Origin of the sequence: Metabacillus indicus (assembly GCF_046603695.1) — a bacterium.
GTDB lineage: Bacteria > Bacillota > Bacilli > Bacillales > Bacillaceae > Bacillus_P > Bacillus_P indicus.
Window position 1 is genome coordinate 1,644,063 of sequence record NZ_CP176757.1, and the last position, 18,357, is coordinate 1,662,419.

The 18,357-nt window shown below is 44.8% G+C and carries 19 protein-coding genes and 1 pseudogene; 14 read left to right on the plus strand and 6 right to left on the minus strand.

All coding sequences use genetic code 11. The annotated features are described in order from the left end of the window. Positions 1-836 precede the first annotated feature (836 nt). The 3 genes from ACK1LH_RS08195 (at position 837) to ACK1LH_RS08205 (ending at position 4,356) form a co-directional block, all read left to right on the plus strand. Entirely contained in the window at positions 837-2,300 is a 1,464-nt protein-coding gene (locus ACK1LH_RS08195; RefSeq protein ID WP_029285285.1) for a CoA-acylating methylmalonate-semialdehyde dehydrogenase, read from the plus strand. Between the two features lie 18 nt (positions 2,301-2,318). Further along, positions 2,319-3,683 carry an aspartate aminotransferase family protein gene (locus tag ACK1LH_RS08200; protein WP_029565510.1) on the plus strand — a complete coding sequence of 455 codons (1,365 nt, stop codon included), beginning with the start codon at positions 2,319-2,321 and terminating at the stop codon, positions 3,681-3,683. 112 nt (positions 3,684-3,795) lie between these two features. Then, positions 3,796-4,356 (plus strand): maltose acetyltransferase domain-containing protein, encoded by a 561-nt coding sequence (locus tag ACK1LH_RS08205; RefSeq protein WP_029565511.1) that lies wholly within the window; start codon positions 3,796-3,798, stop codon positions 4,354-4,356. A 72-nt stretch (positions 4,357-4,428) separates the two neighbouring features. Here ACK1LH_RS08205 and ACK1LH_RS08210 read toward each other — a convergent pair whose 3' ends face one another. From ACK1LH_RS08210 to ACK1LH_RS08230, 5 genes and pseudogenes are all read right to left on the minus strand, one after another. Then, positions 4,429-4,827 (minus strand): hypothetical protein, encoded by a 399-nt coding sequence (locus ACK1LH_RS08210; protein ID WP_051827067.1) that lies wholly within the window; start codon positions 4,825-4,827, stop codon positions 4,429-4,431. A 12-nt stretch (positions 4,828-4,839) separates the two neighbouring features. Next, positions 4,840-5,283, minus strand: a complete 444-nt coding sequence (locus ACK1LH_RS08215) for an Hsp20/alpha crystallin family protein (protein ID WP_029285277.1) — start codon at positions 5,281-5,283, stop codon at positions 4,840-4,842. 24 nt (positions 5,284-5,307) lie between these two features. Further along, entirely contained in the window at positions 5,308-5,550 is a 243-nt protein-coding gene (locus tag ACK1LH_RS08220; protein ID WP_029285275.1) for a spore germination protein, read from the minus strand. A gap of 120 nt (positions 5,551-5,670) precedes the next feature. Further along, a pseudogene (locus ACK1LH_RS08225) lies at positions 5,671-5,931 on the minus strand (spore germination protein); the annotation flags it as partial. Between the two features lie 103 nt (positions 5,932-6,034). Continuing rightward, the gene (locus ACK1LH_RS08230) at positions 6,035-6,331 is read right to left on the minus strand and encodes a hypothetical protein (RefSeq protein ID WP_411335081.1); all 297 of its coding nucleotides are present in this window, start codon (positions 6,329-6,331) and stop codon (positions 6,035-6,037) included. A gap of 220 nt (positions 6,332-6,551) precedes the next feature. On the opposite strand from ACK1LH_RS08230, the gene ACK1LH_RS08235 reads away from it, so the two are divergent. The 10 genes from ACK1LH_RS08235 (at position 6,552) to ACK1LH_RS08280 (ending at position 16,917) form a co-directional block, all read left to right on the plus strand. Next, a complete protein-coding gene (locus ACK1LH_RS08235) occupies positions 6,552-7,145 on the plus strand; it encodes a GrpB family protein (protein WP_158001606.1) in 594 nt (197 codons plus the stop codon). A 2-nt stretch (positions 7,146-7,147) separates the two neighbouring features. Next, on the plus strand, positions 7,148-7,690 hold the full coding sequence (locus ACK1LH_RS08240; RefSeq protein ID WP_087946313.1) for a flavodoxin family protein: 543 nt from the start codon (positions 7,148-7,150) through the stop codon (positions 7,688-7,690). A gap of 223 nt (positions 7,691-7,913) precedes the next feature. Then, complete coding sequence (locus ACK1LH_RS08245; protein ID WP_029285266.1) at positions 7,914-9,668, plus strand: ABC transporter ATP-binding protein; 1,755 nt, start codon at positions 7,914-7,916, stop codon at positions 9,666-9,668. Between the two features lie 8 nt (positions 9,669-9,676). Continuing rightward, the gene (locus tag ACK1LH_RS08250; RefSeq protein WP_029285264.1) at positions 9,677-11,497 is read left to right on the plus strand and encodes an ABC transporter ATP-binding protein; all 1,821 of its coding nucleotides are present in this window, start codon (positions 9,677-9,679) and stop codon (positions 11,495-11,497) included. 127 nt (positions 11,498-11,624) lie between these two features. Then, positions 11,625-12,173 (plus strand): hypothetical protein, encoded by a 549-nt coding sequence (locus tag ACK1LH_RS08255; RefSeq protein ID WP_029285262.1) that lies wholly within the window; start codon positions 11,625-11,627, stop codon positions 12,171-12,173. A 137-nt stretch (positions 12,174-12,310) separates the two neighbouring features. Beyond that, complete coding sequence (locus tag ACK1LH_RS08260) at positions 12,311-13,018, plus strand: Yip1 family protein (protein WP_051827071.1); 708 nt, start codon at positions 12,311-12,313, stop codon at positions 13,016-13,018. Beyond that, positions 13,015-14,139 (plus strand): efflux RND transporter periplasmic adaptor subunit, encoded by a 1,125-nt coding sequence (locus ACK1LH_RS08265; RefSeq protein ID WP_029285258.1) that lies wholly within the window; start codon positions 13,015-13,017, stop codon positions 14,137-14,139. Before ACK1LH_RS08260 ends, ACK1LH_RS08265 begins: the two co-directional genes overlap by 4 nt. After that, positions 14,136-14,822 (plus strand): ABC transporter ATP-binding protein, encoded by a 687-nt coding sequence (locus ACK1LH_RS08270; RefSeq protein ID WP_029285256.1) that lies wholly within the window; start codon positions 14,136-14,138, stop codon positions 14,820-14,822. Before ACK1LH_RS08265 ends, ACK1LH_RS08270 begins: the two co-directional genes overlap by 4 nt. After that, entirely contained in the window at positions 14,819-16,012 is a 1,194-nt protein-coding gene (locus ACK1LH_RS08275) for an ABC transporter permease (protein ID WP_029565517.1), read from the plus strand. The genes ACK1LH_RS08270 and ACK1LH_RS08275 overlap by 4 nt, the downstream gene beginning before the upstream one ends. 281 nt (positions 16,013-16,293) lie before the next feature. After that, positions 16,294-16,917 (plus strand): YdcF family protein, encoded by a 624-nt coding sequence (locus ACK1LH_RS08280; RefSeq protein ID WP_235728200.1) that lies wholly within the window; start codon positions 16,294-16,296, stop codon positions 16,915-16,917. A gap of 14 nt (positions 16,918-16,931) precedes the next feature. On the opposite strand, the gene ACK1LH_RS08285 is transcribed toward ACK1LH_RS08280, so the two are convergent. After that, the gene (locus ACK1LH_RS08285; RefSeq protein ID WP_081870131.1) at positions 16,932-17,579 is read right to left on the minus strand and encodes a LysE family transporter; all 648 of its coding nucleotides are present in this window, start codon (positions 17,577-17,579) and stop codon (positions 16,932-16,934) included. A gap of 194 nt (positions 17,580-17,773) precedes the next feature. Between ACK1LH_RS08285 and lepB the strand changes: the two genes are divergently transcribed. Then, positions 17,774-18,325, plus strand: a complete 552-nt coding sequence (gene lepB, locus ACK1LH_RS08290; protein WP_411334937.1) for a signal peptidase I — start codon at positions 17,774-17,776, stop codon at positions 18,323-18,325. The last annotated feature ends 32 nt before the right edge of the window (positions 18,326-18,357 follow it).

Here is an 18,357-nt window from a genome sequence, read left to right on the forward strand (position 1 = left end):
CCTGCAAAACTGAAATTCGATATGTGAGGGTAAGCAAATGATGGAATCGTACCCTCTCAAACTGAAAATCGATATCGGAGGGTAAGCAAATGTCTGAATCGTACCCTCTCAAACTGAAAATCGATATCGGAGGGTAAGCAAATGATGGAATCGTACCCTCTCAAACTGAAAATCGATATCAGAGGGTAAGCAAATGATGGAATCGTACCCTCTCAAACCGTAAATTGATATCGGAGGGTAAGCAAATGTCTGAATCGTACCCTCTTAAACTGAAAATCGATATCGGAGGGTAAGCAAACAGGACTTTTTGCCGTTTCCTTATCTGACTCCCGGAGCTAAACGAGCGATTCCGCTTTTCTTGTGTCCAGCTGCGCCTCCTAGTCCTTCTGTCAGAACAAAATCCCCGAAAAAGTCAAAACCGGACTTTTCCGATGATTTCTTATCTGACTGCCAGGCCTAAACAGTCGGCTCCGCTTTTCTTGTGTCCAGCTCCATCAGCCAGCTCCTCTGTCAGAACAAAATTGCCCAAAAAGGCAAACCCGGCCTTTCTGGTCAATTTCTTTTCTGCCTATCGGAGCTAAACGGCTGATTCCGCTTTTCTCATTGTCCAGCTCCATCGCTCAGCTCCTCTGTCAGAACGGAACCGTCGGCAAAGGCAAAAAGCGCCTTTACCGCCAATTCCTTATCTGACTCCCGGAGCTAAACGAGCGATTCCGCTTTTCTTGTCACTATGTAGCATTCTTCCTTTCTTTTGTTTTACAGTGTGTCTAATGAACGCGGGGGTGTTGTGGGGGATAATGAGTTTATAGAATTTTCAGTATTCAGGAGGGATGAGAATGACAGTTGCTAATGAGGCAGCGGTTATAAAGAATTTTATTAACGGGAAATGGGTGAGTGCTGCTGGAAGTGAGATGCAGGATGTCATTAATCCTGCGACAGGAAAGAAAATAGCTTCTGTGCCGATCTCAACTGAAGAGGATGTGCATGCAGCTGCGATGGCAGCCGCAGAAGCTTTTAAGACCTGGAAGCGCGTGCCTGTTCCAAAGCGGGCCAGGATTCTTTTTGCCTATCATCACTTATTGTCCAAAAACCATGAGGAGCTTGCGAAACTGATTGTTTCAGAGAATGGCAAGGCATATAAAGAAGCTTACGGGGAAGTTCAAAGGGGAATTGAGTGTGTGGAGTTTGCTGCCGGGGCTCCAAGTCTGATGATGGGCGAGTCGCTTTCTGGCATTGCTGAAGAGATGGACTCTGAAATGTTCCGTTACCCGCTTGGGGCAGTCGGAGGCATTACGCCTTTTAATTTTCCGATGATGGTGCCGCTTTGGATGTTCCCTCTTGCAGTAGCATGCGGAAATACTTTTGTGCTGAAGCCTTCAGAACGGACTCCGCTCCTGTCAAACAGACTTGCGGAGATGTTTACGGAAGCGGGGGCTCCGGCCGGTGTGCTGAACATTGTTCACGGAAGCCGCGATGTGGTTAACGGCCTGCTCGCACATCCGGAAATAAAAGCGATTTCATTTGTCGGCTCACAGCCTGTCGCCAAATATGTCTATGAAAAAGCTGCTGCTAATGGAAAGAGGGTGCAGGCGTTATCGGGAGCGAAAAATCATCATGTCGTCATGCCGGACGCTGACTTTGAAAAAGCAGCCCAGCATATTGTCAGTTCTGCATTCGGCAGCGCGGGCCAGAGGTGCATGGCATGCAGTGCTGTTGTCACGGTCGGAGACGGAACCGAGTTCATGAACATCCTTAAGCGAAAAGCGGATGAACTTGTGATGGGAAATGGCCTGGATGATGAGGTTTTACTGACGCCGGTTATTCGTGATTCTCATTTGAAAAAAGTGATCGGCTATATAGAAAAAGGCATGGAGGAGGGTGCGGCGCTTGTAAGGGATGGCCGGAGAGATATGGATGGCAACAAAGAAGGCTATTTCCTAGGTGCGACGATCTTCGATGAAGTCACACCGGACATGACCCTTGCAAAAGAAGAAATCTTTGCGCCGGTACTCAGTGTTCTTAGAGCATCAGACCTTGACGAGGCCCTTGAATATATCCGCAAATCCCGTTATGGAAACGGTGCAACCATTTATACGAAGGATGCGCAGGCTATCCGCACGTTCAGAGAAGAAGCGGATGCCGGAATGCTCGGCATCAATGTAGGGGTGCCTGCGACGATGGCCTTCTTCCCGTTTTCTGGCTGGAAGGATTCTTTTTACGGGGATCTACATGTTAACGGAAAAGACGGCGTAAACTTCTATACGCGGAAAAAAATGATTACATCCCGTTTTGATTTTTAACAGACAGGGAGGATGAGTATGCAAAAGAGTACAGATGTAAAAGATGCCCTGCAAAAAGATGAAGCGCATCTGTGGCATTCGATGAAGCCGTTTAATCCCGAGGCAACCATTATCGCACAAGAGGCTAAGGGAGCTTGGGTGACAGATGCCGGCGGAAAGAGGTACCTTGATGCCATGGCCGGATTATGGTGCGTCAATGCAGGATACGGAAGAACAGAGCTTGCAGAAGCAGCCTATGAACAGCTGAAGAAGCTTGCTTATTTTCCGCTGACACAGAGTCATCTGCCTGCCATTGAGCTTTCAGAGAAACTGAATGACATGCTTGGCGGGGACTATGTCATCTTTTTTTCAAACAGCGGATCTGAGGCGAATGAAACAGCATTTAAAATAGCCCGTCAATACCATCAGCAGACAGGAAGCAGTGAGCGGTATAAGATTATTTCAAGGTACAGAGCCTATCACGGCAACACTCTTGGTTCACTGGCTGCAACCGGGCAGGCGCAGAGGAAGTACAAATACGAACCGCTTGCTCCGGGCTTTATCCATGTGGCGCCGCCCGATCAGTACCGTTTTCCTGAAGAAGAAGGCATAAAGCCTGCCGAGCTTAAATCGGTTCAGGCGGTTGATCAGGCCATGACGTGGGAGCTCAGCGAGACAGTCGCTGCGGTTATTATGGAGCCGATTATTACCGGAGGCGGCATTCTGATGCCGCCTGAGCAGTACATGCAGGGTGTGAAGGAATCATGTGAAAAGCATGGCGCACTCCTGATTGTGGATGAAGTCATCTGCGGATTCGGCCGGACCGGGAAAGCATTCGGTTTCATGAACTATGGTGTGAAGCCGGATATCATTACCATGGCAAAGGGAATTACGAGCGCCTATCTTCCTCTGTCTGCGACGGCTGTGAAAAAAGAAATCTATGAAGCCTTTAAAGGGACGGAGGAATACGATTATTTCCGCCATGTGAATACCTTTGGAGGAAATCCTGCAGCCTGTGCCCTGGCCCTTAAAAACATTGAAATCTTTGAAAAAGAAAAGTTGTTCGAGCGGTCGGCTGAGCTTGGCGCAAAAATAAAATCTGAACTAACGTCAAGGCTGCAGAAAAATCCTCTGGTCGGCAATGTGAGAGGGAAAGGTCTTCTTATTGGAGTCGAGCTTGTCGAAAACAAAGAAACAAAAGCCCCGTTAAATGCCGGCCTTGTCAATAAAGTCATGGCTGTCTGCAAAGAAAAAGGGCTGCTGATCGGAAAGAACGGGGCAACAGTGGCAGGCTTCAACAACGTGCTGGCCATCTCGCCGCCTCTGAATATCGAGGATGAGGATGCAGCATTCATTGTAGAAACACTGATTTCTGAATTGAATGCCATAGCGGACCTGTCATAAATACATCCAGCAGTGCAGAGAAATCTGTGCTGCTTTTTATTTTGTAACACTTAACAAAACGTGAAAAAAGGAGTAAGATTTTAGGTATTAAAAATCAGAAGGAGCGACAACTATGAGAACGGAAAAAGAAATCATGCTGGCAGGAGAAATGTACGACCCTCAAGACAAAACGCTCGCAGAGGAACGAATCAGAGCAAGGAAACTTGTCCGTCATTTTAACGAAACAACTGAAACAGACCCTGAACGTGTGAGCCTTCTGAAAGAGCTCTTAGGTTCAACTGGCGACCATGTCTACATTGAGCCGACCTTCCGCTGTGATTACGGCTCGAATATCCATGTCGGTGAAAACTTTTTCGCCAACTTTGACTGTGTCATTCTGGATGTATGCGAGGTAAGATTCGGAGACAACTGCATGCTTGCACCTGGTGTTCACATCTATACGGCAACTCATCCTTTAAATGCGAAAGAACGCAACAGCGGCAAAGAGTTTGGAAAGCCGGTTACCATTGGGAACAATGTTTGGATCGGTGGAGCTGCTGTCATCAATCCCGGCGTAACGATTGGCGACAATGCCGTGATTGCTTCCGGTGCCGTCGTGACAAAGGACGTGCCTGCAAACACAGTTGTCGGAGGAAATCCGGCAAAGGTACTGAAAGTGATTGAAAATGACTAACGCCAAAAGCTGAAATCTAACGTGATTTCAGCTTTACTATTATGTAATGAATGAGGAACTTTCCGCAGGTTCCTATTCATCCCGCCTTTTTCGAATGGTTGTCTTCGGCCCTGCTTCCCCGGAATGTCCGGACAGTCTGTTCGTTTTTTCCGGAATCTTATCCGAAAGTTTTGATTGATACGTTGTGCCGATGTTCAGCTGGCCGCTCAATTCGTTGATGCCAAGCTGCCCAAAATTGCTGCTGAGATCCGCCTGATCAATGTTCAGGTTTTCAATGGTTACGTTCTCAATAATGATCGAACGGGATTCATTCTGCCAAACATCTTTCACCTGTTCTTTAGCCAAATGCTTAACAAGAATGCCGATTTCGTTTTCAAGAGATTCAATTTTTTTCACCAGCTGATCCCGTTCAATCATTGTCTGATCTTTAAGGTCTGCCAGCAGTTTCCTTTTAAAATAAGAAAATAGCATATTATCACACACTTAAGTTAGATTGTTGTGACCTTCTATTGGCTGAATGGGTTCCGCTCTCGAAACAGGGTAGGCAGCATAAACAAGACCATGATCGAAATGGAGGCTGATTTGATTGGCGTGGGCAGGTTCAGGAAGCCGGATGACCCACTCGAAATCCCCGTAGGAACGATGTATTTCAACTTCCATTTCCTTAGGATAAAGAGCCCTTTTATGGCCTTTTACAATCAAATCGATATTGGATTTAAGTGCAAAGGTGACATCATCCCGTCCAACCCCGGGGAGCTCTATAACTGCACATACATGAGTATCGCTTTTATACAGGTCATAAAGGGGCTTATGGTCTTCCTCAAAAACCCGTTCAGGCTTTTGCTGATCAAAAATATTCTGCCAGAAATCATTTTTCTGATTGGCATTCGTAAATTCCAGCCATTTTTGAACCTTGTGAATATCCATAAAGCTCCTCCTTTAATCCCATTTTTATATCTGGCTGACGACCGGCATCGAGGGATTCGCGATTTGATCCTGATCGCTTACGTCCGGATCAATTGTACATGTGTTCATTTGTGAAAAAGTTGGAGAAAAATTGCCAAGAGAAAAATTAACGCCAAAAAATTTGCTGTTTGCGGTATGACTGTTATGGACAGTAGGACCCAAGTCAACATTCCCGTTCTGGGTAACACCGTTGACCTGAAAGTTAAACACATTTATCTGAAAGGGCATATCTTTAACTCCTTACTTTTTAGTAATCGGAACGTATACCTCAGGAGGTAAATCCATATTTGAACCTGGACCAGCCATTGCAGGCACCGGAAATGGAAACCCGTTCACAGGCGGATTTGGTATAGGAACAGGAACCGGCGCCGGAACACCTATGCTGATAGGATCAGAGTTGGCAATATCGGTTTGATCATTTACATCCGGATCAATATAAACGTTTTCCATTAATGCCTCTGCAGGGGAAGTGTCACCGTAAGAAGAGTTAAGTCCCTGAGATTTATTGTTGGATGTATGACTGTTGTGAATCGCTTCCCCAATTGTTACGGATCCGTTGCCGGAAATACTGTTAACCTTTAAGCAGTAGAGATTAACAACTGTAGGCATTGCTTCACCTTCTATTCATCTTTACGTTATCCATATGCAGAAAAGGGCTCATCGGTTCTTGCCCGGAAAAAATAAGAAACGGGAAGAGAAATTCTTCCCGTTTTCAATAATAGCCGTAATATGGGTAATAAGGATATCCGTAACCGTAATAATATGGATTGTAGAGCGAGCTCAGCGCAAGTCCTCCAAGTAATCCTCCAAAGAATGGAAAACCAAATCCAAACGGATAAAATCCAAACGGCCTGCCAAAGCCAAAGCCAAACGGGCGTCCGAATCCAAAACCGAATCCTGGTCTGCCAAAGCCAAATCCCGGTCTCCCGAAACCAAATCCCGGTCTTCCAAATCCAAACCCAGGTCTTCCAAACCCGCCAAATCCAAACGGTCTTCTGACATCATTCATATCAAGCAGTTCCTGCTGATTTTCCATAGTAACATCTCCTTGAACAGGGATAAGCATTTCATCAATGCCTGCACAAAAAAAGTATATGCAGGGAAAAGCTTTGCCGGGTGGGCGTCTTTGGAGAAAATTCGTTCGCAGCGAAGTCATGCAAAATACTTTTAAAAACCTTACAGGAAATGGTACGATGGTCAAGGTTAATTTTAATGAAGGAGTCCTGCAAATGAAAATTGAGCTTGCAGCATATAATCCGGCTTGGAAAATACAGTTCCAGCAGCATAAGAGAAAGCTTGAAAACTGCTTTAAAAATGCGGATATTAAAATTGAGCATATCGGAAGCACGTCTGTTGAAGGTCTGTCTGCCAAGCCGATTATCGATATTCTGATTGGTGTACCAGATGAAGAAGACTTGCCCGATGTCGTTTCAGCTCTTTCAGGAGAGCCGTACATATACAAGAAAGTTTACGATCAGGCACTGCCATTCCGGCGGTTTTTTATTGGGGTAAGGGAGGATGTACTTGACCTCTATCCAAATCCTGTTGAAGTTGAGGGGCTGACGGTTGCCCGGGAGCACAGAATCGCTCATATTCATGCTGTGCCGGTAACTCATCAGTGGTGGGAGGATCATCTTTTGTTCCGTGACCATCTTCGGGCGAATCCAGATGATCTTAACTATTATGAAGAAACCAAAATAGTCCTCTCTGAAAAAGAGTGGGAAAGCGGCAATGATTATGCATCTGCAAAATCAGATTGTGTCATGCACATACTAAACAAAGCAAAACAGCTGAAAACAAATCAAGAGGAAGTGTCAGAATGAGTATTTTAGCCATCTACGGAAGCAGCCGGGAAAACGGCAATTCAGAAAAATTGGCAGATTGGGTGCTGGAGGGAACAGAGCATACGGCTATCCATCTCCGTAAAAAGACCATCCTGCCTATTGCAGATAAGCGTCATGAGGAAGGGGGCTTTCAGCCGGTCGAAGATGATTTTCATTCTGTGATTGACGCCTTTTTGAAGGCAGACACTGTTGTCTTCTCAACACCGCTGTACTGGTACGGAATGTCTGGTTCCATGAAAGACTTTTTCGACAGATGGTCACAGGCATTACGGGATGAAACATTATCTTTTAAAGAATCAGTCAAAGGGAAAAAAGCCTATGTAGTCATTGCAGGCGGAGACTCCCCGAAAATAAAGGCATTGCCGCTGATCCAGCAGTTTCAATATATCTTTGATTTCGTTGGCATGGAATTTTGCGGTTACATTATTGGGGAAGCCAATGCGCCTGGCGATATGGAAAAAGACAAAAAAGCAGCTGCAGAAGCAGGAGTCATGAACGAGCAGATTAAGCATATGAATAGATAATGTTGAGAAAACATGGATGAGTGTATCCATGTTTTTTTCATGTAAGCCTTAGAACGGAGGCGTTTCAATATAAAGTTTTAAACCTGTTTCATTAATTAGCATTAATTTTTAAAAAATTGAGTAAAATGACTAGAAATATATTTCGAAACCCGATATATTAAGTAATACGTTGTAAATTTTAAACAGTTGAGGAAAACGGTTAAGGCCGGAGGAGGGATAAGAAGTGGAAACATTCAAGAAGCTTAAGGCCTTCTATATGCCTTACAAAAATGACTTTTTATGGTCAATGGCTTTTTTGCTCATTATGACGGGGATTACTGTTGTGTATCCAATGGTCCTTCAGTTTACGATTGACGATGTGGTGCTGAAAGAGCAATTTTCGCTTGTGCCGTGGATCGCCCTTGGCTTTGTCGGAATAATGGTGATCAAAGGAGTTGCTACATACTTTCATCAGTATCTTGGCGACATGTTCGGCATCAAATCTGTCTACAGATTAAGAAATGAACTTTATGAGAAGCTGCAGAGGCTGCCGTTCCGCTACTATGATAATGCGAAAACAGGCGACTTGATGTCACGGCTCACAGCAGACGTAGAAGGATTCCGGTTTTTTCTTTCATTCGGGATTGCTGAACTTATCCGCTTCATTATTCTTATTGCCATCAGTCTTTGCGTCATGTTCTATTACTCTGTGCCGCTCACATTTGTCACGATTGCGGCGCTTCCGTTTCTTGCAGTTGCCGTCTACCGTTTTGACAAACGGGTTCATCCGGCTTTCAGAAGCATCAGGAAATCGTTTGGAAAACTGAACACGAACGTGCAGGAAAACATCAGCGGCATTCATACTGTAAAATCACTATCAAGAGAAGATTTTGAAATTTCAAAGTTTAATTCCTCCAATAACGAGTATCGTCAAAAATATTTGGATACATCAGATGTCTGGGCAAAATATTTTCCGCTTATGGAGTTTATCGGAAACATCTCCGTTGTTGCTCTATTGGGTTTTGGAGGATATATGGTGATAAACGGCACTCTTAAGCCTGGGGAACTTGTAGCCTTTTACAGTCTCGTCTGGTACATCATGTGGCCGATTATGAACCTTGGCTTTGTCATCAACTTATTTTCACAGTCAAAGGCATCCGGTGAAAGACTGCTCGAAATTCTGGAAGCAGATGAAGAAATTACGGACAGGGATGAACAGCTTTCCAGAGAAAAGCTGTCAGGGCATGTTACGTTCAAGAATGTCTCCTTATCATACAATGATGAAGATGTTCCTGCCCTTACAAATGTGTCGTTTGATGCGCCTCCAGGGAAAACAATCGGGCTGATAGGCGCGACAGGATCAGGAAAGACGACGGTCACCCAGCTGATGACACGTTTTTACGAAGCCACTTCGGGACAGATCCTATTAGACGGCAAAGATATTAAAGATCATACGATTAAAACACTGCGGGGAAGCATTGGAGTTGTGCTCCAGGAATCATTCCTTTTTTCTACGACCATCAAATCTAATATAGCTTACGGGAATCCGAATGCCACGATGGATGAGATTGTGAATGCGGCAAAACGGGCACAGGCGCATGATTTTATCATGGAGCTTCCTGAAGGGTACGACACGATGCTCGGTGAGCGGGGAATGGGACTGTCAGGCGGTCAAAAACAGCGGATTTCGATAGCACGCGCTATATGTGTTGACCCGAGCATTCTGATTCTGGATGACTCAACGAGTGCTGTTGACATGGAAACAGAATTCAGGATTCAAAAGGATTTAAAAATGGTGATGAAGGACCGTACAACGATCATCATTGCCCACCGCATTTCTTCACTAAAGCATGCAGACGAAATTATCGTTCTTGAAGACGGCGGGGTCGCAGAGAGAGGGACGCATGAACAGCTCCTTCAGGCTGAAGGCCCATACAAACGAATCTATGATATTCAGTACAAAGACCAGCAAGCCGTAGTTCAGTCAAACGCAGGGTAGGTGGGAACATGAAAACGGATGAAAAACAAAATTTGATTAAACAGAGGTTCTATTATTCAACGGACCAGATTATCGAAAAACCTTTTAACTGGAAGCAGATGGGGCGGCTGATGGGCTATATCAAGCCTTATTCAAAGAATCTTCTGCCCCTGTCTTTTTTGACGGTCATTCTGACAACGATCGTCAGGCTGATTGTGCCGATTCTGATTGGCGTCTATACCCTCGACAAAGCGATCGTCCAAAAAGACCTTGATCTGCTGTGGGTGCTTGTCGGGTCGATTTTCGGACTGTATCTCGTTTCCTATGTTGCGAATACTCTCCGGATCAGATGGATGAATATGCTCGGGCAAAACGTGATCTATGATTTGCGCAAGCATTTGTTTACCCATGTACAGTCCCTTTCCCACCGTTTCTTTGACTCAAGGTCGGCGGGGTCGATTCTGGTAAGGATTATGAATGACATCAATTCTCTTCAGGAATTGTTCACTAGCGGGGTTATCAATCTATTAATGGATTTCCTGCTTCTGATCGGCGTTATCGTTATTCTCTTTACTATCAGTCCGCCGCTTGCCCTTGCAATCATGATAATACTGCCTGTGATGTTTTTTATCTCAACAAGCCTGCGGAAAAAAATCAGAAGGTCCTGGCAGACAGTAAGGCTTAAGCAGTCAATGCTGAATTCGCATTTGAACGAGAGTATTCAGGGAATTCGCGTGACGCAGGCGTATACTCAGGAAAAAGAGAACATCGAGTTCTTTGATGGAATCAACACAGAGAACTTCAGCAGCTGGCAGGATGCGACCCAGAAGAATGCCGTATTCCGTCCTTTCGTTGAAATGACTAATGCGATCGGAACAGCGATTTTGATTTGGTTTGGCGCTTCTCTCATTGCAAATGAATCGATTACAATCGGAGAATTTGTTTCCTTTGCTTTTTATCTGGGCATGTTCTGGGAGCCGATTTCAAGACTCGGTCAGGTGTACAATCAGCTGCTGATGGGGATGGCTTCCTCTGAACGGATTTTTGAATTTCTTGATGAAAAGCCGATTGTATCTGAAAAGGATGACCCGGTTGTCCTGCCGGATATGAAAGGAGACATCGAATTTGATGGAGTCGAATTTTCCTATGACGGCACCCGAAAGGCATTAAACAGCGTTTCTCTTGAAATCAAGTCCGGCCAGACTGTAGCACTTGTCGGACATACCGGCTCAGGAAAAACCACGATTGCGAGTCTGATCAGCAGGTTCTACGATGCTACCGGAGGCGAAGTGAAAATCGACGGCTATAACATCAAGGATCTTTCAATAGGAAGTCTCCGTTCGCAAATCAGTGTTGTTCTCCAGGATACGTTTATTTTTTCCGGAACGATTATGGAGAATATCAGGTTCGGCAGACCGTCCGCATCAGATGAAGAGGTCATTGCTGCAGCTGAAGCGGTTGGAGCTGATGAATTTATAAAAGATTTGGCGAACGGCTACGCGACAGAAGTGGAAGAGCGGGGAAATGTTCTATCTGTCGGTGAGCGCCAGCTTCTTTCTTTCGCAAGAGCCATTCTTGCAGATCCGAAAATTCTCATTCTTGATGAAGCAACAGCAAGCATTGACACGGAGTCTGAAATGAAAATTCAGCAGGCTCTGAAAACGCTGCTGAAGGGCAGAACCGCCATTATGATCGCCCATCGCCTGTCAACCATCCGCGAGGCAGACAACATCATCGTCCTCGATCACGGAAACATTATGGAGCAGGGCAATCATGATGCTTTAATGAAACATCAGGGGATTTATTTCGAACTGGTAAAGTCACAGTTTAAAATGCTGGATGCAGGTTAACAGCAATGAGTCAGCCATTTAGGCTGGCTCATTTTTTGCGTCCAATGGCTCATTCTGCAAGCTAATGCTGCAAAATTGAAACTATAAGTGATTTGAACCGTAATGATAAAAAAGGGGGAGTGATTATATGTTACAGAGAAAATGGGTATTGGCAGGCGTGATCATCATTTTAGCAGCACTTTTTACAGCAGCATGCAGCGGGGAAGAAGAAAGGAAGCAGGAAGAGACAGCAGTCAACGAAGTGTTGAACCGTCTTTTCACAGGTCCTGATGAGACCTTTGCAGACTTAATGCTGAATCCTGAATACAAGAAAGTTGTAAATGGAGTAGAAGTGAACAAGGAACTGGATGCATTTATAAAAAAAGAATATGGGCCTTATATGACAGAAGATTATTTCAATACGTTCCTGTCAACGATTGGTGCTCAATATACAATACTGGCATATGAAAATGAATACACGCTGAGTCTTAAAAATTTGACGGTTAAAAAGGAAGAAAACCAATCCGCGCTCTATAAGTTCAGCGCAGAGGTCGTCTATCAGCATAAGAATGGAGAAGATAAAACGGCAAAAGTAGAAGGGGAAGCGCTATTCTCAACGAAGGAGAATGGAAAGATCCAGGGGTTTCAGAACATAGACGACGATGGACTGGCAGAGGATTTAAGAGAGGCCGAATAAGAAAGCCCGGTCATGCATCAGCCATATCGAAACTCATCAGCAGAAAAATAGTTTGGGATTTTTATAGAAAAACTGAAACCTTCTTCTAATTCGCTCGTATTACTTACAGAATACATAAAAAATGGAGGTATATGGATATGGAACATCAAACGAATCCTGTTTTGGAAGGAAGCACACCGCCGCCGAAAAAACCATCATTATTCGGTATGATCATGAACCCGGGTGAACAATTCGAACGCATCCGCCAAAACCCTAAAGTACTTGCAGGTTTTCTTCTTGTTACGCTGATGATTTTAATTGGGACGGTGCTTACCGTTTTTCATACGCCGGCACTCACGGAAGATATGACAGGTGAAATCGGAATGTCATCTGAAGAAGCGGCCATGTTCACTACGGTGATGAGCGTTGTCGGCATAGTAGTAGCAGCTATAGGAAGCATTGTTGTTTTAATTATTATGGCTGCCATTACGCTGGCGATTGTGAAAATGGCCGGTTCAGCGGTTAAGTTTAAGCAAATTCTTTCTATGACAATCTATATTTCTTTTGTTACGTCAATCGGTACCCTGTTAAACGGACTTATTGCATTTTTCATTAAAGATGAGAATTATGTCAATCCTTATACAAGTGTCAACAGCATTGTCGGTGCTGAAGGCGGTCTTGGCGGTCTGTTAATGACAGTAGAAGTGTTTACAATCTGGGGTGTTGTTCTGACGGCGCTTGGACTTCAGAAAGTCGCAGGTCTTTCTAAAGCAGCTTCATGGACAATCGCCATTATCTTCTTTGCACTTGGAGCTGTGCTTGCTGTAGCCGGCGGAGTGCTGCAAGGACTTGTACCGGCAGCATGAAGAAAAAAGTCTGGATATCCATCGGAGTTGCAGCCATTATCGTATTGCTTGCAGGTGTGAATGTATACCGTGCCATGAATACAGAAGAGGTTAAAGTCAGCACAGTGAATCTATCAGACCGGGAGATCGTTTCAAATGTAATGGTTCCCGGCACACTTAAGTTTCAAAGCGAGCAATACATTTATCAGGAGCCTGAAAAAGGCCGGATTGCCGAAGTCCTGGTGAAAGAAGGGGATGCAGTTAAAGAAGGAACGCCGCTTCTTCGTTATGAAAATGAACAGGCAGCACTTGAAAAAGAACAAAATATGCTGTCTATAGAATCAAGCTATCTTAAAATCAGCCAGCTGAAAAATCAGTTGGAGGATCTTGATGAAAAAGAAAAAGAGTTAGCAAATCAGACAGGTAAAAAAGAAGCAGAAAAAACCGTTGAAGCAGAGCGTGATCAGCTGAAGATGGAGCTTAAAATGGCAGACATCGAACTGCGCCAGCTGAATCTTCAGAAAGAAACAGTCCAAAAGCAGCTTGAGAATCTTGAAGTGAAAAGCGAGATGGCCGGCACTGTTATTGCGGTTGAAGATCAGCATGCACAGTCTGCAGACGGTACGCTGAAAGCGGTCATACATATTGCCAAAACAGATTCCTATATTGTCAGCGGAGTTCTGTCGGAATATGATTCTCTTAAAGTTGCCAAAGACCAGCCTGTAACCCTTCGTTCTGATGTGGTGACAGATGCTGAATGGAAGGGGAAAGTCAGTAAAATCGGCCTTCTGCCGGAAGTTGCAGCGGGAACGATGGGAACGGAAAATACAGCCGTTCAATACCCTGTTGAAGTCATCATTGAAGGCAGTGAAATGAAGGCAAAACCCGGTTTTAAGCTGATTATGGAAATTGAAACTGAAAAGCGGAACGTACAGACAGTGCCTGTAGATGCGGTCAAACAGGACGGTGAAGATTATTACGTCTATACAGTAGAAGACGGCAAAACAAAGAAGAAAACAGTTGAAATCGGTACGGCTTCCTCTGATTATATGGAAATCAAAGAAGGGCTGACAGATAAAGATCAAGTGGTGGCAAAACCCGAAGACAATCTTCTGAGCGGGACGGAAGTGACGGTCAAATGATCAGGCTCTCAGGCATCACAAAGAGCTACAAGGTCGGAAAAGAATCCTTCGACGTTCTGAAGAACATCAACCTTTTCATTGAAGAGGGGGAATTCATCTCGATCATGGGGCCGTCCGGTTCAGGCAAGTCAACGCTGATGAACATCATCGGCTGTCTGGACCGGCCGTCAGAAGGCCAATACTTCCTCGACGGGACAGATGTGGCAGGCTATCAGGATTCAGAGCTTGCAGGCGTGCGCAATCTCTCCATCGGATTTGTCTTTCAGCAGTTTCAGCTTCTTCCGAGACTTACAGCCCTTAAAAACGTTGAATTGCCCATGGTTTATGCCGGCGTTAAAAAGAAGGAGCGGGAGGAAAGAGCAAGACTTGCGCTTGAAAAGGTCGGTCTTTCAGAGCGGATCAATCATCTACCGAATGAACTGTCAGGGGGGCAAAAACAGCGTGTTGCCATCGCCCGTTCCATCGTCAATCAGCCCCGTCTGATTCTTGCTGACGAACCGACAGGCGCTTTAGATACGAAAACGAGTGTATCGATCATGGAGCAATTTGCCGCCCTTAATCTGGAAGGCACGACTGTCATAATCGTCACCCATGAACAGGAAGTAGCCGACTATACAAAGAGGGTCATTATGGTCAGAGACGGTGAAATTACCTCTCACGGAGCAGAAAGGAGAAACGCATGAGCTTTATTGAAAACATAAGAATGGCGTTCTCCTCTGTTCTCGCTCATAAACTCCGGTCGATCTTAACAATGCTTGGCATCATTATCGGGGTTGCATCCGTTATTTTAGTTGTAGCCATCGGCCAGGGCGGCGAGCAAATGCTTAAATCACAGTTCACCGGTACCAGCAATACGATCGAAGTCTTTTACCAGCCAAGTGAAGAAGAAATGCAATCAGACCCAAACGCGTATATGAAGTCCGCTTTTGACCAGTCAGATATTAATGACATGGCCAGCATTCCGGAAGTTGAAAAGGTTGTTGCTTCAAGCTCTGAGTTCATGCCGGTGCGTCATAAAGAGGAAACGGCCGATACGTCGATTTTCAGCATTAATCAGGCCTATATTGAAGTAAATCAGCTGAAGATCGAATCTGGAAGAAATCTGATGGAAGCTGATTTTATCGGAGGCGAAAGGGCCGGAATTATCAGCCAGGAGACGAAAAAAGAGCTCTTCAAAGACACTGACCCGATTGGGGAAATTGTCTGGATCAGCGGTCAGCCGTTTGAAATTGTCGGAGTGCTTGAAAAACCGGAGGGGCTGTTTTCGTTCGGTTCAATGGAAATCTACATCCCGTCCAATACATATCGCGCTTCTTTCGGCAAATCTGATTTTAATCAGGTGACGCTGCAGGCAAAAGACGCAGAAAGCCTGCAGGAAGCAGGAAAAAAAGCCACCTCCATGCTCAATCAAAAACATGATACGGAAGATTCCTACCAAGTGTTTAATATGGAAGAGATTGCAGAAGGAATTGGTCAGGTAACCAGAATCATGACCCTGATCATTGGTTCAATCGCAGGCATCTCACTGTTTGTCGGCGGAATTGGCGTCATGAACATCATGCTCGTATCCGTCACAGAGAGAACCCGGGAAATCGGCATAAGAAAAGCGCTTGGGGCAACAAAGCGTCAGATCCTGACCCAGTTTCTCATCGAATCCATCACACTGACCCTCATTGGAGGCATCATTGGCATCCTCCTCGGTGCAGGAGGAGCTTCACTCGTCTCCGTATTCGCCGGATGGCCGTCACTCGTATCCTGGCAAGTCGTCCTGGGAGGACTCGCATTCTCAATGGTCATAGGCATCATATTCGGCATGCTGCCCGCAAACAAAGCAGCAAGGCTTGATCCTATCGATTCCCTGCGTTATGAATAAACAAATTTTCTGGACGGATTTTGTTCAGGAATACTGAGAAAGTTTTAAGACACACCGACGAGCTCAAGCAATCGGTGTGTTTTTTTGAGTGCTTAAGCAGTCCAAATGACTGCTAGTGGACTGCAACGGAAAGCAAGTGACTGGAGCGAAAGGGAACGGTGTTACAGCTGCTAAGCATCATCCATAAACAGGAAAATCCCAGAAAACCCTTGCTACGCGGTTGTGATGATGGTACAAAGGGAATAGAGATTTTATGTGCCACGAGATTGGAATGATGTATGATGAAACTTGCAGGAGCACTGCTAAAACTGACAATGATAGCGGTTATCGGACTGTTTCTTTATTCTTCAGCTAGCATATGGTTCTATGGAAACAAACACGATTCAGTCAAAACAGATGCAGCGGTAGTTCTTGGAGCAGCCGCCTGGGGAGAAGAACCGTCTCCTGTTTTTAAAGAACGCATCAATCATGCCATTAAACTGTACAAGGAAAAAAAGGTAGAGAAAATTATCTTTACTGGCGGCAAAGCGATTCAGACCGATCTGCCTGAATCTGTAGTCGGTAAAAACTATGCAGTCGATCAGGGTGTCCGCGAATCAGATATTTTAGTTGAGACAAGTTCCAGACTGACAGAAGACAATTTGAAATTCGCCTATGAAAAAGGGCAAAAAGCAGGCATTGAATCATATACCATCGTGAGTGATCCCTACCACATGAAGAGATCGGTGCTGCTTGCAGAAAAAATCGGGATGAACGTTTACTCATCTCCAACCACCACATCCGCATACAGAACATGGGAAACGAAACTTCCCGTTTACTCAAAGGAAGTGCTGTTCTATGCAGGATATCTTGTTACGCTTCCATTTGAAATGATAAACAAAAAAGAGGAATTGCCCAGCGGGTAATTCCTCTTTTTTGTTTAAATAAGCAGCGCGAATAAATGTGAAAGCAAATAAAAACTGTAGCCAAGGAGATAAGCTCCGGCAGCAAATGTTACAGCTTTAAGAATCCATTCTTTCAAATAGTTTCTTAGAAAATGAACCGTCATTGCCACGTTGATATTCCATAAAATGATGCCTGCAATAATCAGCATGCTGTAGAGGAAGAGATACATGAAGGAGTGGCCGGGGCCAAGAGTTGTTAAACTTGAACCGTAAACACCGAGCCAGAAAATAAAAATAAACGGATTGGCGAGAGCAATCAATAATCCTGTCCAGTATGAACTTTTTTCGCCGGAAATCTCATCAGCATGTCTCAGCAGTTTTTTTTCAGACAGCGCGCTCATCATGCTATTAATGCCTAGCCTGGCCAATAGCAGAAAACCAGCCGCGCAAAGAAGATATGAAAAAAAAGGATGGGTAAGATAAACAGCAAGTCCGAGAAAAATAAGAAACATAAGGACCAGATCAATTGTGACCGCACCGAGTCCTACAAGCATGGAAGGCCAAAACCCCCCTTTAATTCCCCTCCGGATCATCTCAAGTTTAACAGGGCCGACCGGGGCAGCCAGACTGATGCCGAGTACAAGCGGTTTAATAATGAATAAAATCATCTCCAATTTGTTCATCTGCCTTTCAAGCCTTGTCCATAAAGTGTATTCAGAAGGCCGTCTTTTTCGTCCTTCATTTTTATAAAGACAGGAATTTTTTTACTTTAGAGGAATTTCACTTGCTTTCGGCAAACTTAACTGTTAATTACTTGCTTGTGTAGAATGTGTCTATTTAGAGGGCTTTAAGAGGACTGCAGAGGAGGTTATCGGTGATGAATTCAGTGAAGAAAAGGCATTTCATGATGGAATGGGGCAAGGCACTCCTTTTTGCAGCAGGAATAGCTCTTTTAATCAGACTGTTCTTGTTTGAGCCCTACATGGTGGAGGGTTCTTCGATGGATCCGACGCTTCATGACGGGGAGAGGATGTTTGTTAACAAAGCGGTATATGTTTCTGGAGGAATAAGGCATGGAGATATTGTCATTATCAGCGGACAAGAGAAGGGTCTGCATTATGTGAAAAGGGTGATTGGATTACCGGGTGACACAGTGGAAGTGAGAGATCACAAGGTGCGTGTTAATGGACACCCCTCAGATGAACCGTATATTAAAATGAACGAGGAGAAGGCAGCGCAGCTTGGCACATACATTATGGAGGACTTTCCGCCGGTCAAAGTTCCAAAAGACGAGGTGTTTGTCATGGGGGATAACCGCGCGAACAGCATGGATTCACGAAATGGCCTCGGCAGCATTAAAATCAGCCGCATCGAAGGAAAAGCGGCATTCATTTTTTATCCTTTTGAAAAAATAAGGTCAACAAAATAATAGAAAGAATGTAACGAAATGGAAAACACTCT

Excerpts from the sequence above, each read along its gene's own strand:
- ACK1LH_RS08235 (WP_158001606.1), top strand. The coding sequence starts at position 6,552 with ATGAAAATTGAGCTTGCAGCATATAATCCGGCTTGGAAAATACAGTTC.
- ACK1LH_RS08250 (WP_029285264.1), top strand. The coding sequence starts at position 9,677 with ATGAAAACGGATGAAAAACAAAATTTGATTAAACAGAGGTTCTATTAT.
- ACK1LH_RS08260 (WP_051827071.1), top strand. The coding sequence starts at position 12,311 with ATGGAACATCAAACGAATCCTGTTTTGGAAGGAAGCACACCGCCGCCG.
- ACK1LH_RS08210 (WP_051827067.1), bottom strand. The coding sequence starts at position 4,827 with ATGCTATTTTCTTATTTTAAAAGGAAACTGCTGGCAGACCTTAAAGAT.
- ACK1LH_RS08220 (WP_029285275.1), bottom strand. The coding sequence starts at position 5,550 with ATGCCCTTTCAGATAAATGTGTTTAACTTTCAGGTCAACGGTGTTACC.
- ACK1LH_RS08255 (WP_029285262.1), top strand. The coding sequence starts at position 11,625 with ATGTTACAGAGAAAATGGGTATTGGCAGGCGTGATCATCATTTTAGCA.
- ACK1LH_RS08230 (WP_411335081.1), bottom strand. The coding sequence starts at position 6,331 with ATGAATGATGTCAGAAGACCGTTTGGATTTGGCGGGTTTGGAAGACCT.
- lepB (WP_411334937.1), top strand. The coding sequence starts at position 17,774 with ATGAATTCAGTGAAGAAAAGGCATTTCATGATGGAATGGGGCAAGGCA.
- ACK1LH_RS08275 (WP_029565517.1), top strand. The coding sequence starts at position 14,819 with ATGAGCTTTATTGAAAACATAAGAATGGCGTTCTCCTCTGTTCTCGCT.
- ACK1LH_RS08270 (WP_029285256.1), top strand. The coding sequence starts at position 14,136 with ATGATCAGGCTCTCAGGCATCACAAAGAGCTACAAGGTCGGAAAAGAA.
- ACK1LH_RS08265 (WP_029285258.1), top strand. The coding sequence starts at position 13,015 with ATGAAGAAAAAAGTCTGGATATCCATCGGAGTTGCAGCCATTATCGTA.
- ACK1LH_RS08280 (WP_235728200.1), top strand. The coding sequence starts at position 16,294 with ATGAAACTTGCAGGAGCACTGCTAAAACTGACAATGATAGCGGTTATC.
- ACK1LH_RS08205 (WP_029565511.1), top strand. The coding sequence starts at position 3,796 with ATGAGAACGGAAAAAGAAATCATGCTGGCAGGAGAAATGTACGACCCT.
- ACK1LH_RS08195 (WP_029285285.1), top strand. The coding sequence starts at position 837 with ATGACAGTTGCTAATGAGGCAGCGGTTATAAAGAATTTTATTAACGGG.
- ACK1LH_RS08215 (WP_029285277.1), bottom strand. The coding sequence starts at position 5,283 with ATGGATATTCACAAGGTTCAAAAATGGCTGGAATTTACGAATGCCAAT.
- ACK1LH_RS08200 (WP_029565510.1), top strand. The coding sequence starts at position 2,319 with ATGCAAAAGAGTACAGATGTAAAAGATGCCCTGCAAAAAGATGAAGCG.
- ACK1LH_RS08285 (WP_081870131.1), bottom strand. The coding sequence starts at position 17,579 with ATGAACAAATTGGAGATGATTTTATTCATTATTAAACCGCTTGTACTC.